This window comes from Bradyrhizobium sp. 2TAF24, from assembly GCF_052115025.1.
Classification (GTDB): domain Bacteria; phylum Pseudomonadota; class Alphaproteobacteria; order Rhizobiales; family Xanthobacteraceae; genus Bradyrhizobium_A.
Map to the genome: position 1 here is coordinate 115,071 of NZ_JBFRFW010000009.1, position 15,156 is coordinate 130,226.

The following is a 15,156-nucleotide window of genomic DNA, read 5'->3' on the forward strand; positions in this document are numbered from 1 at the left end:
ATGCCGCCTTGGCGTCGGCGCTTACTTGTAGAAGGCCGGACGCTTGGTGACCGGCGGCGCCGGCTCGTCCGGCGCCCACAGCCGGTAGCTGAGGCTCGCGAACGCGGTCCAGCCCTTGGTGATGCTGGCGGTGTCGCCGGCGAGGTTCGGCGTGCCGCCCGACGCCTTGGACGAGACTTCGTCGAGCGCCCACACCGTGAGGGTAGCGGGGCCGAAGTTGTAGGCGACGAGACCGCCGACCGCCCAGATGTTATAGCGGTTCACGTTGATCGCGCCGTTGTAGAACCCGCTCGACTTGTCGTTGCTGACCTGGCCGACATAGTAGGCCACCGGACCGAAGGTCCACTTGTCGATGGTCTTGGTGACGGTGAAGTCGGCGTGGAAGACGTCGCCGCTCTGATAGTTGGTGTAGGTGTTCTTGGTGTTGAACTCTTCATACAGGAAGGCGGTGATGTTCCAGCCGTCCTTGAGGTAGGAGACGATGAGTTCGGGCTGGAAAGTCCACCACGGGTTGCCGACGTTGTTGAGGCCAGCCGGGCCGCTGATCGAGCCGTTCGGCGTATAGATGCCGAGGCCGGTCTTGATGAAGAAGCCGCTGTCGCCGAGCTTCCAGCTCAATTCCACCGGCACGATGTAGGTGTTGTGCATGCCGGCCTGCTGCGCATTCACCGGCGCGCCGACGTCAGCCATGATGAACGGCTGCACGATGACGGCGTTGTAGGTGGCGCCGAGGAAGGTCCAGCCCGGCACGAATACGAGACCGGAAGCCTCCACCGCCGCATGCACCTGGGTCTGTGCACCGCCGACATTCGGCGCGCCCGGGCCAACGATGCTGGCCTGATAGGTGAAGACCTGGTCGAACATGTAGATGCCCGGGGGCGGCGCGCCTGCGCTCGCACCGATGGTGATGCCGGGCTTGGTCGCCCAGCCGGGCGAGCCGAATTCGTAGGCGCTCGCCGAGGTCAGGCTTGCCGCTGTCAATGCGGCCGCGCCGACCAGGACGCTGGCAGTCTGCTTGAAGTTCATCGTTCCCCCTAGTCCCGTGAAGCCAACGCTTCGCGAGTCAACGTCGTTGCAATGGGGAAATGCTATGGTGACGATTTTTTGAGAGCTTCGCTGGGTGCGAAGTAAAAGTTGGCCCAGGACGAATGCGCGCGAGTGTGTCGATCAGAGCACAGCTGGGCCTTCGGATCGTCCTCTGAATGCAGAAGAATCGGCGTTCTAGCCTCGCCGGGAAGACATCCTTGATCATGCGTGCAGAGCCGCCGATCGAACTCCCGTGGCCGCGGCTTTTCCGTATAACGTCGGGCGGAAAATGGCGCGCAATCGCGGACGGCGCGCCACTTTTGTTGGCTTCAGTCGTTCGTTGTCTCGATTGTTTGTTTCAGCCGGGCAGCAATCTCTTCCTCCCGATGCTCGGCTGCTCACTGGGCCCGGCCTACGGGCCGGGCCATTTTTGCTGATCGACAGGCTGGCGGTTGTTGTCGCCCCCGAGCGCGGCGTTTGTGCGGTTGCAGTCGATGCCGCGGCTTGTTGCGACGCTGCTCTGTGTGTGCTGTCCCGTGCGTGTTGCCGACCGGTGGCGTTTCGCGCCTCTTGAGACGGGCGTTCATGGTGGTGCCGGTCGTTTGACCGTGCGCGAACAAAATCAGGTCTCATGCCGATGGTCAACCGCAAGTCGCAGGTTTGAACTGGCGCGCCCGCGCACGGCCATGCGAGGCTGCGCGGCGCCGGCCCGCGCGCTGCGGAGGCCGATTGATCCGTGATGCAGGGACCGCCGCATGTCCAGCCAGGACCGACCGCAAGACTGGAAGAACTACGACGACTTCGCCGCCGGCATCGACACCAATCGTTTGCCGCCGTCGCCTGCGCTGCAAGGGCGCAGCTTCGATGTCCGCTTTGATGCCGCGCACAAGCTGCATCTCGCATTCGCACAGGGACAGGTGGTGTGGTCGGACGAACACGGCGACGGCAGCGACCCCTGCGATGTCGTCGAGGTCGCGCCCCACACCTACTTCGTCGATGTCGCGTTCGCGGCACGGCCGACGCAGGCGGCGACACTGATCCTGAACGTGGCGACGCGGCGGGTGCTGTGTGTCACTTCCATTGTCCGCGGCGCCGACGAGGTGCGTGGCGAGCCGCGTGTCGCGCAGGTGTTCCGGCCGGGGATCATCGACAACCTCGACGGGCCGCCAGGGCCGCTGGTGCCGGCGCCGACGCGCGACCTGATCGGCCTGCGCGCGCATTTCACCTACAGCCCGCAGCACACCTATGAGCACACTTATCTGTCGTCGGAGCGCTATTGCTGGCAGTGCCTGGTCGGCGTGCAGCGCGGCCATGGCGATGTCGACCTGACCACCACCTACAGGTTCGATGACAATCAGTACGTATTCACGTTCCGGGAATTCCTCATCCCGGTCGCCTCGGTGTTCTTCTACAACTTCGACACCATGCGCTCGACCGGCAAGTTTCTTGGCATCACCGGTGACGGGCGGATCGAGAACAGTCGCGCGGGCGCGATCATCCGCAAGGCGTCGATGACCTACTATCTCCCCGGCCAGGAGCCGGTTTAGTCCAGAGGTGAAACTTGGAAGCGAAGATGCGGACGGCTTATGAAATCGTGAAGGCCCACTACGACGCCAGCAGTCGCGGCGATCTCGACGGCATGCTTGCCGATCTCGCGCCCGACGCGGAGTGGATCGAGATGGACGGTTCGCTGTGCACGGGCACCCATGTCGGGCCCGCCGCCGTGGTCGAGAATGTGTTCAAGGTGATCGGCAGCACGTTCGAGGGTTTCGAGTTCCGGCTGGATCGGCTGCTCGATGCCGGCGACGAGGTGGTGGCGATCGGCGGTTATCGTGGCCGGCACCGCCAGAGCGGCAAACCGTTCAGCGTGCGCACCGCACATCTGTGGACGGTGAGGGACGGCAAGGTCCGTCGCTTCGAGCAGTTCACCAACACCAAGCTGCTCGACGACGTCGCGTCCTGAGACGCAGGCGGGATGCCGACCGCGGCGCCATGCCCTTCGGGGCGGCGCCGCGTCCGGTCAGGCGCCGACCTTGCGGGCGTCGCTCGGCGACATGCCATAGCGCTTGCGGAACGCCCGCGAGAAGTGCGCGGTGGAGGAGAAGCCGCAGGAGAATGCGACTTCCGAGATCGATCCATTGCGGAAGCTGCCGGCAGTCAGCCGCTCCCGGGTGCGCTCGAGGCGCAGGTCCCAGATATATTGCGAGGGGGTGGTGTCCGCGGCCTGGAAGGCACGGAAGATGTAGCGGCGCGAGCAGCCCATGCGCTGCGCGATCTCCTCGATGTCGAGATCGCTGCGCGCCAGGTTGTTCTCGATATACGCTTTGACGCGGGCGCGCAGGATGCGCAGCGTGCAGGAATCGTCGCCCTCCTGATCCGACGAGATCATCATGGTCGCGAGCCGCGCGAGCGAGTCGCCGACTCGCGACGCCTCGAGCTCCTCGAAGCGTGCGATCTCGTCCATGGTCGAGCGTACGAATGCCGCGACGACACGCGGCACGCCGGCGGGATCGTCACAGAACACGTGCGGCAGCGACAGCCGCTCCAGTGCCGCTGCGGAAAAGTTGTTGCGCGGCACCTGCAGCAGCAGCTGGCTGATGCGCGACTGGTTGTTGAGCTGATAGGGCCGCGTCGGATCGTAGACGATCCACGACTTCGGCCCGAACGCGAACGCCTTGCCGTCCTGTTCGAAGATCGACTGTCCTTCGAGTTGCAGGATGAGCTTGATCGAGTCGACGTCGTGGCTGCGCTGCACGACGCGCGTCGCCTTGACGCCATGTGGGCTCGCGGTGATGCGTGACAGGCGGCACGCACCGAGCGGCGCCGACATCAGCTCCGCGTCGGCATCGTCGTCGGCATGAAAGCCAAGCTTGATGTTGCCGAAGAACTTGCGTGCAGATTCGGCAAAATACTGGCCCGAGCTGACCGTCACATGGTGGTCTTCGACCATGATCATCGTTTTCCTCCGTCGTCGCGGCCGGCGGTCCGGGCCTGTTTTTCTGCCATCGTAGCGGCGGCAGGATATTCGTCAATCTTTCTAAAACGTTGCATCATCTACCGCGTCGCGGCCGGTTCCGTCCCGGGGGTGTCGCGATGCAGCAGCGGGGAGCGGTTTATCCCGTGCGAAGTTTCGCTTGATCGTTGGCGCAAGCGGCGTCCGCAGCCGTCGCCGGATCGGTTGCGGCCTTCTAGTAATGCAGGTTCCACGGCGCCCAGGCGTCGATCGAGCGTCGATTCGGAACCTGTCATGATCGTGTCTCCACCACCTCTGTCGTGCCGTGAAGCCGCCGATGCGCCGCGTCGAAGGAGTCGCGAAGGGAGCGCCGATTCGCCGGCCGCCCCGACCGGTGCGAGGGACGGCGAGACGATCCGGGTTGCGTGGAGATGGAGCGAGGACGGCGTCGTCAACTGGCGTGATGGTGTTGGCCGGGCGCCGAAAATTCGACGCGTCGGTTTCGATACATCGATTGCCGCGCCAGCGGGAAGTAGTCACTTTGCAGTAACCTTTGAAGTCACCGCCGGGAAACCGGCCGCGCGTGATCACTGCAGCGTGTCACCCGGCGGCGCAGGGCGGGGGCGTCGGTCCGGCGCCGCGCTGCAGGGATCCCGCTTTCATTCAACAACCCCAATCGCAAGGTGTGCATGACGATGGCTGAGGAATTCGACTACGTGGTGGCCGGGGCGGGCTCGTCCGGCTGCGTGATCACCAACCGCCTGGTGGCCGCGGGCAAGCGGGTGCTGCTGCTGGAGGCGGGGCCGGCCGACAACGACATGTTCATCCACATCCCGGCGACCTTCGTCCGCGTCATCGGCACGGAGCGCAGTTGGGTTTACGAGTCTGAACCGCAGCCGCAGGCCGCCAACCGGGCGATGTATGTGCCGCAGGGCCGCACGCTCGGCGGCGGGTCGTCGCTCAATGCCATGGTCTATATTCGCGGCCAGGCGCGTGACTACGACGAGTGGGCGGAGATGGGGTGTGACGGCTGGGCGTGGCGTGACGTGCTGCCGGTGTTCCGCCGCTCCGAGGCCAACACCCGCCTTGTCGACGGCTATCACGGCAATGACGGGCCGCTCTCGGTCACCGATATCGCCTACAAGCATCCGCTCAGCCGCGGCTTCGTCGCCGCGGCCGAGCAGGCTGGCCTGCCGCTCAATCCCGATTTCAACGGCGAGCGGCAGCTCGGCGTCGGCTTCTACCAGACCACGACGCGGCGCGGCCGGCGCGGCTCGACTGCGGTGATGTATCTGCGCCCGGTGATGAACCGGCCCAATCTCAAGCTGGTCACCGAGGCCCATGTCTCGCGGGTGCTGTTGGAAAACGGTGCGGCGTCCGGCATCGTCTACCGCACGGCGGATGGCGCCGAGCATGTCGCGCGGGCGCGCCACGAGGTCATTCTCACGGCTGGCGCGCTGGCGACGCCCAAAATCCTGCTGCTGTCGGGCATCGGCCCGCAGCAGGATCTCGCAGGGCTCGGCATCCCGGTGATCCGTGATCTTCAGGGCGTCGGGCGCAACTACCAGGACCATCTCGAGGTGTCGGTCTATGGCCGTGCCCGCAAGCCGATCAGCCTGCTCGGCAACGACACCGGCTTGAAGGCGCTGCGCCATGGTGCGCAGTACTACCTGTTCAAGTCCGGGCTTTTAACCTCCAACGTGGTGGAGAGCGGCGGCTTTGCCGACACCCTCGGCACCGGTCGGCCGGACATTCAGTTCCATGTGCTGCCGGTGCTGGCCGGCGACGTCGGCCGCGAGCCGCTTGAAGGCCACGGCATGTCGATCAATCCGTGCTTCCTGCGGCCGAAATCGCGCGGCAGCGTGCGGCTGCGGGCCGCCGATCCCTCGGCGCCGATCCTGTTCGATCCGAATTATCTCGCCGAGCAGGAGGACGTCGACGCCCTGGTGCGCGGCGTCAAGCTGGCACGCAAGATCCTGCGGGCCCCGGCGCTCAAGGCGCTGATCGAGAAGGAGTTGCTGCCGGGCGAAGCCGATGACCTCGACGACAAGGCGATCGAGGCCCATGTGCGCAGCTATGCCAAGACGGTGTACCATCCGGCAGGCACCTGCCGCATGGGCAAGGACGACGGCGCGGTGGTCGACCCCACGCTCAAGGTGCGCGGCGTCAGCCGCCTGCGCATCGCCGACGTCTCGGTGATGCCGAAGATCGTCAGCGGCAACACCAACGCCCCGGCCGTGATGATCGGCGAGCGCTGCGCCGACTTCGTGTTGGCGGAGAACCGGTGAGGGGGGATAGGGGCTCCGCTCGCCCGGGCTGCGGCCATGTCGAGAGCACCCCGCTTCTGCATGCGACCGTTAAGGAGCTCAACCGCCTGGCGAGAAGACACGGTGTCAAGCTGCGGCAATCCTATTGCCGCGTTGCCAGGGTCCGGTTGCGCGAGCGCGTTCGACCGCCGGAAATGTCAAACTTCTGCTGCCTCCCCGGCAAAGCCGGGGGGCCTTCTTTGTTTGGCTAGCTAGGCAAGGCCTGGCAAAGTCCCACGTCCGCGTCAGGTCAAAAGCACCGGTTTTGACTTCTGCTAGTCACGTGAATCTAAACCTGGCCAGCACGCGTTCGCGGCCGCGCTCGCTCATCGCAGTCGCCGCGGCCACATCTTCCGGCGATTTCTCGTTGTGAGTGGCCTCTCAGAACCTCCAGGTGAAATCGGCTTTCACGCCGTTGTCGTGAGCGCCCTTGGCGATCTGCCCGGAATAGGCGATTCCGATCGTGGCGTTGCGCGTCACCCCGACCGACAGGCCTGCATCGATCGCCGCGGCATCACGTGCGATCGGCACGCCGGCAATCGTGAAGGGCGAGCCGCCGGCAAAGGCGACGGCTATGGTCGGAGTCACGTCGCCGAAGGCGTGGCGCCAGCCGAGCGCGCCCTTCAGCGTCACGATGGCCCCGCCGACCTGGACCTCCGACGATCCGCGCAGGCCAAGTGTCGAGAAGGTCACGCCGGTGTCAGCAGCAACGCCCGTCAGCGCCGCAACGCTGCCGGCTTCGATAAAGCCGGTGCTGCGCACCCCGACCCAGGCAGCGGCGGCGAATGGCTCGATCATGCTGTGCGGCGCAACGTCGAAACGATAGGCGAATTCGCCGAAGGCCTGTGTGGTCTCGGCCCGGCTGCCCGACGACAGGCGACCGACGAAGCCGGGGAAAGCGATCGTGCGTGTGGTGTCGAGGTTGTGCCAGCTATAGGCGGCCCCGGTACGCAGACCGAGTGCGCCAAGCTGCCAGCCGGCATAGGCGCCGACATGATAGTCGTCGCTGCCGACGCTGGAATTATCGGCATCGCTGCGCAGGCTGGTACGGCTGTAGCCTGCGAGTACGCCGAGCCGTGCGCCCTCCGCCACCAGAGCATCCATGCCGCTGACGATCCCCCTGGTGTCGCGCGACAGCGCCGCGGCATTGCCGTCGCTCGCGGTCGCCCCCCATGATCCGATCATGCGCCCCCAGATCGCAACAGCAGCGTCGCGGCGCACGGGCGTCTCGTCCAGCGAGGCATAGGCCATCGCGGGGTTGCCCGGCAGGCCGAGGTCACTGAAGGCATCCCTGATGCGATCCATCGCGGCGTCGCGCAACAGCCGGCTGTCCTCGATCAACGCCGACCGCGTCGAGGCGTGAATGTCGCCCGACAGTTGGTCGAAGGCGCTGCGCGCCTGTGCGGCATTGAGCATCACCACGGCATTCCACATCGCATTGCCGTAGCCATACGCATCGGCCGCGGTGCCGGATGCGATCTGGTTGCGCGTTGTGCCGATACTGCCGAAGGTCGCGGCGTTGCGCGTCAGCATCAGATAGACGTCGTTGGCATCATAGCTGAGCGACGGCGTGAGGAACGCAGCGTCGGAGGTGACGCCGGCGAACGTGCCGGTCACCCCGCCAGCCGAGGTCAGGATCGTGTAGCGATTGGTCGCGGAATAGACGCCCGCGCCGACCTGCGCCTGTACGATGCCGCCGCCGATCAAGGTCGTGCCAGTGACGGCGAGCTTGTCCGACGCCGTCGGTGAGACCTGGGCCTGGAAGGTCGAGCCGGCGGCGATCACCGCGTTGCCTGCGACGTTCAACGTGCCAATCGAATTTCCCGGCGCAAGGATGCCCTGCAGTTGCAGGCCGCCAATGGTGCCGTTGCCGCCGATCGTGCCGTCGCTGTTGACGATGACGGGCGCCCCCGACAGCGTGCCGTTGACGGACAGCGTTCCGCCGGTGACCGAAGCGATGCCGGTAAAACCGCTGGAATCGCCGGTCATAATGGTGTGGCCCGCTTGCTGATAGATCGTGCCAGATCCGGACAAGGCGGCATCGAACATGTAGGCGGAACTGGTGTGGTTGAAGATGAGCTGGCCGTTGCCGGCGCCGAACACAATGCCGGCCGCATTCACCGTTCCCGCCCCGACCGCCGCCCCGCCGGTAGAGGCGCCGATGATCAATCTGCCGCTCGATCCCGCCTGGCTTGCGATCTGGATCGAATTCTGCACGACGACGCTGCCGCCATTGGCGACGATCAGCGCCCCGTCGCCGGAGAAGCCGACGCTCAAATCGCGGGCGCTGAGGGAAGAGCCGGCACCATCGACATTCAGCGTGCCCCGCCCCGTCGCCGCCACGCCCACACTGACGTCGCGGCCGGTGACGTTGCCGCCATGGGTGATATTGGCGGTGCCCGAGCCGCCCGAACCGACGTAAAAGAGATTCTCTACCGAAGCAGATGAATTCTGACCATCGACGTTCAGTGTGCCCGTGCTGCCCGTATTGTAACCGACGTAAAGATGGTTATGCGCAACGAGGCTTCCCCCCGCGGTGACATTGACCGTGCCGGTGCCGCTGCGACCGACGTCGAGCGCATAGGTCGTGAATGCCGAGCCTGCGCCGTCGATTTTGATCGCGCCCACGCTGCCGGACTGTGCGCCGACATAGCCGCCGGCGGCGCTCGCGGTCGCACCTCCCGTGATCACGAGGCTGCCATGACCGTATTCACCGACATGGAACAGGGAGCCACCACTGCTCTGGACGACCGTCAGCATCGAACCTTTGCCATCGATGGTCACGGTGCCTTGACCGCTCGGCTGCATGCCGACCAGCAGTCCGTCGACCGTCGCCGTGGCGCCGGTGTTCACCGCGAGACTTCCCTGGCCTTGATTGGCGATGGTCGCAGTACCGCCAAAGCCGGCGACCGGCGATACGGTCAGCGACGAACCTGTTCCCGACACCGTCACGCTACCCGCAGCGGAGGCCTGATCCGCGACGAACAATGACCCGGTGACCCCGGCAGTGGCGCCCGCGGCAAGGCTGACTCTCGCCGTGCCGATAATGCCGACCTCAAGCACGGTGTTGGCCGTCGAGCCGACCTGAAGTGACGTGCTGGCTCCCGAGGCCGTGAGGGTGCCCTGTCCGCCAACACCGGTCGACATCTGGATGGAATTGGTGGTCTGAAAGCTTCCACCGTTGGTCAAGGCGACCGTGCCCGTGCCAGCCCCTCCGATCGTGACCAGGCCATTGGTGGTGAGCTTCGAACCGTTGCCGTCGATGGTGACGGCTCCGCTTGCCCCCGCATATTGGCCAAGCGTGACGTTGACGTTTGCCGTGTTGGAGGCATGCACCTGGCCGGCGTTGGAGACCTTGAGCATACCGGTGCCGTATAGTCCGACCGTCAGCGAACCCGCGGCGGTAAAGACAGATCCCGCGCCGTCGACGTTGACGGTTCCAGAACTGCCGGCGAAATTGCCCATCGCGACCAGCGTGGCGCCTGCCGTGCCGCCTGCGGTAAGGTTCAGCGTGCCGTTCCCGTAATTGCCGACATAGAGAGCCTGCCCGTTGACCACACTCCAGTTCGAGCCGGCGCCCGTCACGCTCACGGCGCCGGTCGCGTGCGAGCCGTCGCCGATGATGCCGGTCGACGAGAACAGCTGCGCGCCGGAGCTGACGGTCAGAGCACCGCTGTTGGCCTGAGCGACGTCGATCCCGTTCGCGTAGCCGGTGCCGCTGGACAGCACCGCTGGCGGCACGGATGCCGAGTCGAAGAAGACCGCGTCCGATCCCGTCGGCACCGCGTTGCCACCGCCGGGGATGATGGTCCAGTTGTTGGCAACCGACCAGTTCGACGACTGGCTGCCGTTCCAGACCAATTGGTCCGCAAATGACGGCGACAAACCGGCAACGAGCGCGATGGCGGTCGTGCTGAGCAGCATGGAAAGGCGACGAGACGAACGGCGATAATATCGAAGCATGACCGCTCCCAGCGACGGAAGGCAAATCCCTCCGGAAGCGGATCAGCTAAAGCAGCTTCGAAGAATCGTCTTGCTCAGCGCTGGACTGTACTTGTCCGATTGATGAACCCGATGAGGTTTCTCCGCATTGCTGCGGTTTCGCAACACTTTTCCCCTGCGCGCCTTGAACCGGACATGACCCCAATTGACCTATACTGGACAAGGCAGCCGCGGCGTTGTTGAGCGTTCGACCACGTTGCCGTAACATCGGCCCATCCTGAACCGACACGCCCCCGAAGCGACCAACTTAAATTGATCTCTCGGAATTGAAGTGAAACCGCTCAGGACGTTCAGACATGCTCCTGCCATCCCGCCCCTCCCGTGCATCGATCGCATGCGCGGCTGAACCCCCGATGCAGGATTGACCTGATGCAGAAGATGATCGTGTCTACGACCGACCTGCCGGCCGGGATCGACGACGAAGCGCGCTTCAATGCGTGGCACGATGCCTTCCGCAGCCGGTTCGGTGCGGCGGAGATGTCGCAGATCGGCGATGGTCCTTTTCACGGCGAATGGGTCGTTGCCCCCTTCAAGGAAACGCTGCTGGGCTATTTCAAGGGCACGCCGATCTCGGTGGCGCGCTCGAAGCAACAGGCGGGCGCGCTCGATGGCTATACGCTGAGCTTCAATTTCGCATCCCACGCCTCGTCGCTGCTGTTCTCGTTTCCGCAATCCGACCGCGAAGCGCTCCTCACCCAGGGCCAGGCGGTGCTGTTCCGCCCTGGCGAAGCCTGGCGCTGCGAGCCCGCCGAGAACTGCCTGTCATTCCGGATCCCGAGCCGCGCGTTGCAGGGCCTGGTACCGAACCCCGGCGACCTCTCCCACAGTCCGATCGACGGTTCGCTGCCGGCGATGATCCACCTCCGGCGCTATCTCGGTATGCTGATCGCCAATGACGGCATCCCGGACGATCCGGCCTTGCGGGAGCATATCGAGGTGACGCTCATCGACCTGGTCGCGCTGGCCGTCGGCGCGGAGCGCGATGCGGCGATGCTCGCGCGCACCCGCGGCCTGCGCGCGGCGCGATGCACTGAAATCCTGGCCGAGATCCGCGACGGCTTTGCCGATCCGGTCTTCTCGATCCAGCGCGTGGCAGTCAGGCTCGGCGTGTCCGCGAACTACGTGCAGAAGCTGCTGGCGGAGACCGGCACCGGCTTCAGCGAACGCGTGCTGGAACTCCGCCTGCAGAAGGCGCGTACGATGCTCGCCGATCGCCGCAATGATTTGCTGAAGATCAGCGACATCGCGCTCGCCTGCGGCTTTAACGAAGTGTCCTATTTCAACCGCTGCTTCCGCCGCCGCTTCGGCGAGACGCCGACGGCGGCGCGGTAGGTCATCGCACGGGGCCAGCGCGCGGTCGGGAGCCCTGACCCAGTGTCGCGGCGCTCACCCGGGCTATGGCTCCGCGATCGGAGTTGCGCTTGCCGCGCCCAACCTAAGACGTTTCCGCCTCGGCCAGGCGCTTGCCGCCGGCGAGGTAGGCGCTGTGCAGGATGTCCGGATTGTCCTGGAGCGTCGCGGCGCTGCCGCTGAACACGATGCGGCCGCGCTCCAGCACGTAGGCCTGGCGCGACAGTGCCAACGCCAGGGTCGTGAACTGCTCGATCAGCAGGATGCCGGTGCCGCCGGCGGTGATGCGGGGCAGCGTCTCGGCGAGGCGCTTGACGATCGCCGGCGCGAGCCCGAGCGACAGCTCGTCGATCAGCAGGAAGCGCGGCCGGGCGATCAGCGCCTGGCTCATGCTGACCATCTGCTTCTGGCCGCCCGACAGCGCTCCGCCGGCGACGTCGAGCCGCGCCTTCAGCTCCGGGAACAGCGCCAGAGCCCGCTCGATCTCGTCGGCGAGAGCTGCGGTGGAATGCATGGTGCCGGCGGCGCGCAGGTTGTCGCGCACGGTCAGTGACGCCAGGATGCGATGGCCCTCCGGCACCACGGCGATACCGGCGCGGCGCACCGTGTCGGGCGAGCGGCCGTCGATGCGCGCGCCATCGAAGGTGATGCGGCCCGCGGCCGCGGGCAGCATACCGGCGATGGCGCCGACAAGCGATGACTTGCCGGCACCGTTGGCGCCGACCAGCGCGGTGACCTCGCCGGCGGCGATGTCGAGGGACACGCCGTGCAGCACCTGCTTGCCGGCACGCTGGACCACGAGGTCGCGGATTTCGACGCGGGCGATGTCCGTCATCTCAGGCATTCCCCAGATAGGCTTCGCGCACCACCGGCTCGTCGAGCACGGCGCGGGTCGGTCCGAGGGCGAGGCGCTTGCCAAAATCGAGCACCAGCGTCTCGGTGCAGGTGACGGCGATGAGGTCGACGTCGTGGTCGATCAGCAGGATCTGCGCCCCGAACGTCGAGGGGATGCCGACGATGCGCTGCTTCAGCAGCATCGATTCCGCCTCGTTGAGGCCCGCCGCCGGTTCGTCCATCAGGATCAGCCGAGGCCTGCCGACGAGGGCCTTGGCGATTTCCAAAAGACGCCGCTCGAACAGGTTGAGCGCCGCTCCCAGGGTCTGCGCCACAGAGCCGAGCCCGACATAGTGCAGTGCGCGCTCGACCTGCTCCTCCGGCGCCGCGCCGCCGCGCGGCATGTGGTCGGCGATCGCCAGCACGTTGTCCCAGGCGGTGAGGTCGTCGGCGATCTGCTCGGTCTGGAAGGTGCGGCGCAGGCCGAAGGCGACACGCCGCGTCGGCGACAGCGCCAGCAGGTTGGTGCCGTCGATGTCGATCGTGCCCTGGCGGGGGCGCACGAAGCCGGACAGCACGTTGAGCAGCGTGGTCTTGCCGGCGCCGTTCGGGCCGATCAGGCCGACGATTGGCGCAGCGAGGTCGGCCGTGAGCGCCTCCAGCGGCCGGACCGCGCCGAACTGGACGGTGACGTCGCGGATGCGGATCATGGCTTCGTCCCCGCAACGAGGCGGCCGACGCGCTCGAGCAGGCCGCCCAGCTGGCCGGCGACACCGGTCGGGGCGGTGATCAGCGCATGCAGCAGCGCGGCGCCGAAGAAGATCATCGCGACATTGCCGTCGACGCCGTAATCCGTCAGCAGCGACGGCACCGCGCGCAGCAACAGGCCGGTGATCACCGCGCCGACCCAGTTGTAGACGCCGCCGACCACCGTGAGCGCGAACAGGCTGAGGGATTCCGAGGCAGGGAAGGCGCGGCCGTCGAGTTGGCCGACGCCGCCCGCGAGCAGCGCGCCGGCGACCCCGGCGAGGAAGCCGGCGAGCGCGAACGCCCAGGTCTTGTACAGCAAGAGGTTGACGCCGGAGGCGAGCGCGGTGGTTTCGCCGGCGCGGATCAGCGCCCAGGCCCGGCCGGGCCTGGTGCGGCGGTGCAGCTCGACCAGCATCAGGCCGAGCGCCAGCACCACCACGCAGTACACGAAGTAGGCGCTGTTCGAGCCGGCGATCGCCGGCCGCGCCATCATCAGCCGCTGGGTGGCATCGGCGCGGCCGAGGAAGCCGGGGCCGCCGTCGGGATAGCCCCAGGCGTTGATCACGACCTGGAAGCCGCCGGCCAGCATCAGTGTCACCAGCGCGAGGTAGAGGCCGCGCAGCCGCAGCGCCGGCAGGCCGCACAGCACCCCGATGGCCGACGACACCAGCCCCGCGGCGATCAGACCAAGCTCGAACGGCAGATGAAAGGCGAAACCGAGCCGCAGCGCCACCCAGCCGCCAACGCCGAGCAGGCTGTACTGGCACAGCGACACCAGGCCGAGCTGGCCATACAGCAGCCCGACGCCCGACGCCGCCAGCGCGATCGCGGTCGCCGACGTCAGGGTCGAGATCCAGTAGCCGTTGGCGAGCGCGGCGACGACCAGCGCGGCGGTGATCAGCGCCAGCGGAATGACCACGATGTTGCGGTAGCGATCAAGGCCCGGCCGGCGGACCGCCACGACATCGCCAACCGCGCCGGCTTCCAGGGCGCTCATCGCTGCTCCATCTTCAGCTTGGCGGTGGTGCTGAGCACGGCGACCGCGATCAGGGCGACCACGAAGGGCGTGGCGGTGCGGTAGGCGGCGATGGCCGGAACGATGCTGAGGCAAGCCTCGATCACGCCGATGACAAGGCCGGCGATCGCGGTGACGGTAAGCGACGACAGCCGGCCGAGGATTGCCGCCGCGATGGCCGGGATCACCAGGAAGGTGAGCTGCAATCCCTGCAGTCGCACCATGTTGGCGAGCAGCACGCCGCAGATGCCGGCGGAGACGCCGCTGATGACCCAGGCGATGGTTTCGACCGACACCACGCGGATGCCGAGCAGCCCGGAGAGGTCGCGGTTGTCGGCGAGCGAGCGCATCTTGAGCCCGAGCCGGGTGCGCGCCAGCAGCAGGCTGATGGCCACGACGATGACGATCGCGAGGCCGATCGCCAGCACCCGCGTCATGGTCAGGCGGGTATCGAACACGTCGAGATAGGCGCGGTCGGTCGGCAGCGTCAGGCGGCGCGGAATCTCGCCCCACATCCAGCCGATGAAGCCGAGCAGCACCAGCGCGAAGCCGAGCGTACCGGCCGCGCGCACCACCGGATCGCGGAAGGCGAGGCGCGGCGCGACGAAGCGGCCATAGGCATACGAGCCGGCGGTTGCGACCGCAATGGCGGCGAGCCAGCCGAGCGGCGCGGCATAGCCGGCATTGATCACCGACCAGGCACAGAACGCGCCGAGCGCGCCGACCGCGCCATAGGCGAAGTTGAGAACGCCCGTGGCGCGGTACAGCACCACGAGCCCGACCCCGGACAGGGCATAGACGGCCCCGATGCCGAGGCCGGACACGATGAAGGGCAGCAGCATGCGATCAGGTCAATCCAGAGGTGGCGAGGGGTGGGATAGCTGCGCCCGGAAGGCAGGCGAACCTGCCTTCCGGGGCGC

General features: G+C 66.6%; 11 protein-coding genes. 4 read left to right on the top strand and 7 right to left on the bottom strand.

The window, feature by feature from the left end; all coding sequences use genetic code 11:
• Positions 1 to 21 precede the first annotated feature (21 nt).
• A complete protein-coding gene (locus tag AB4Z37_RS15790) occupies positions 22 to 1,026 on the bottom strand; it encodes a SphA family protein (RefSeq protein ID WP_441517688.1) in 1,005 nt (334 codons plus the stop codon).
• 755 nt (positions 1,027 to 1,781) lie between these two features.
• Here AB4Z37_RS15790 and AB4Z37_RS15795 point away from each other — a divergent pair.
• Positions 1,782 to 2,573: a MoaF C-terminal domain-containing protein gene (locus tag AB4Z37_RS15795; protein ID WP_441517689.1), complete on the top strand. Its 792-nt coding sequence runs from the start codon at positions 1,782 to 1,784 to the stop codon at positions 2,571 to 2,573.
• A gap of 26 nt (positions 2,574 to 2,599) precedes the next feature.
• Complete coding sequence (locus AB4Z37_RS15800) at positions 2,600 to 2,989, top strand: nuclear transport factor 2 family protein (protein ID WP_441517690.1); 390 nt, start codon at positions 2,600 to 2,602, stop codon at positions 2,987 to 2,989.
• 57 nt (positions 2,990 to 3,046) lie between these two features.
• Here the strand turns inward: AB4Z37_RS15800 and AB4Z37_RS15805 are convergent, their stop codons facing one another.
• On the bottom strand, positions 3,047 to 3,982 hold the full coding sequence (locus tag AB4Z37_RS15805; RefSeq protein ID WP_441517691.1) for a helix-turn-helix domain-containing protein: 936 nt from the start codon (positions 3,980 to 3,982) through the stop codon (positions 3,047 to 3,049).
• Positions 3,983 to 4,674: 692 nt separating this feature from the next.
• On the opposite strand from AB4Z37_RS15805, the gene AB4Z37_RS15810 reads away from it, so the two are divergent.
• Positions 4,675 to 6,267 carry a GMC family oxidoreductase gene (locus AB4Z37_RS15810; protein ID WP_441517692.1) on the top strand — a complete coding sequence of 531 codons (1,593 nt, stop codon included), beginning with the start codon at positions 4,675 to 4,677 and terminating at the stop codon, positions 6,265 to 6,267.
• Between the two features lie 399 nt (positions 6,268 to 6,666).
• Here the strand turns inward: AB4Z37_RS15810 and AB4Z37_RS15815 are convergent, their stop codons facing one another.
• Positions 6,667 to 10,209 carry an autotransporter domain-containing protein gene (locus tag AB4Z37_RS15815; protein WP_441517693.1) on the bottom strand — a complete coding sequence of 1,181 codons (3,543 nt, stop codon included), beginning with the start codon at positions 10,207 to 10,209 and terminating at the stop codon, positions 6,667 to 6,669.
• A 447-nt stretch (positions 10,210 to 10,656) separates the two neighbouring features.
• Between AB4Z37_RS15815 and AB4Z37_RS15820 the strand changes: the two genes are divergently transcribed.
• On the top strand, positions 10,657 to 11,619 hold the full coding sequence (locus tag AB4Z37_RS15820) for an AraC family transcriptional regulator (RefSeq protein ID WP_441517694.1): 963 nt from the start codon (positions 10,657 to 10,659) through the stop codon (positions 11,617 to 11,619).
• A 103-nt stretch (positions 11,620 to 11,722) separates the two neighbouring features.
• Here the strand turns inward: AB4Z37_RS15820 and AB4Z37_RS15825 are convergent, their stop codons facing one another.
• From AB4Z37_RS15825 to AB4Z37_RS15840, 4 genes are read right to left on the bottom strand one after another with little or no spacing between them, the layout of a single operon-like run.
• Complete coding sequence (locus AB4Z37_RS15825) at positions 11,723 to 12,472, bottom strand: ABC transporter ATP-binding protein (protein WP_441517695.1); 750 nt, start codon at positions 12,470 to 12,472, stop codon at positions 11,723 to 11,725.
• A gap of 1 nt (position 12,473) precedes the next feature.
• Positions 12,474 to 13,181, bottom strand: a complete 708-nt coding sequence (locus AB4Z37_RS15830; RefSeq protein WP_441517696.1) for an ABC transporter ATP-binding protein — start codon at positions 13,179 to 13,181, stop codon at positions 12,474 to 12,476.
• Positions 13,178 to 14,218, bottom strand: a complete 1,041-nt coding sequence (locus AB4Z37_RS15835) for a branched-chain amino acid ABC transporter permease (RefSeq protein ID WP_441517697.1) — start codon at positions 14,216 to 14,218, stop codon at positions 13,178 to 13,180. The genes AB4Z37_RS15830 and AB4Z37_RS15835 overlap by 4 nt, the downstream gene beginning before the upstream one ends.
• Complete coding sequence (locus AB4Z37_RS15840) at positions 14,215 to 15,078, bottom strand: branched-chain amino acid ABC transporter permease (protein WP_441517698.1); 864 nt, start codon at positions 15,076 to 15,078, stop codon at positions 14,215 to 14,217. Before AB4Z37_RS15840 ends, AB4Z37_RS15835 begins: the two co-directional genes overlap by 4 nt.
• Positions 15,079 to 15,156 lie beyond the last annotated feature (78 nt).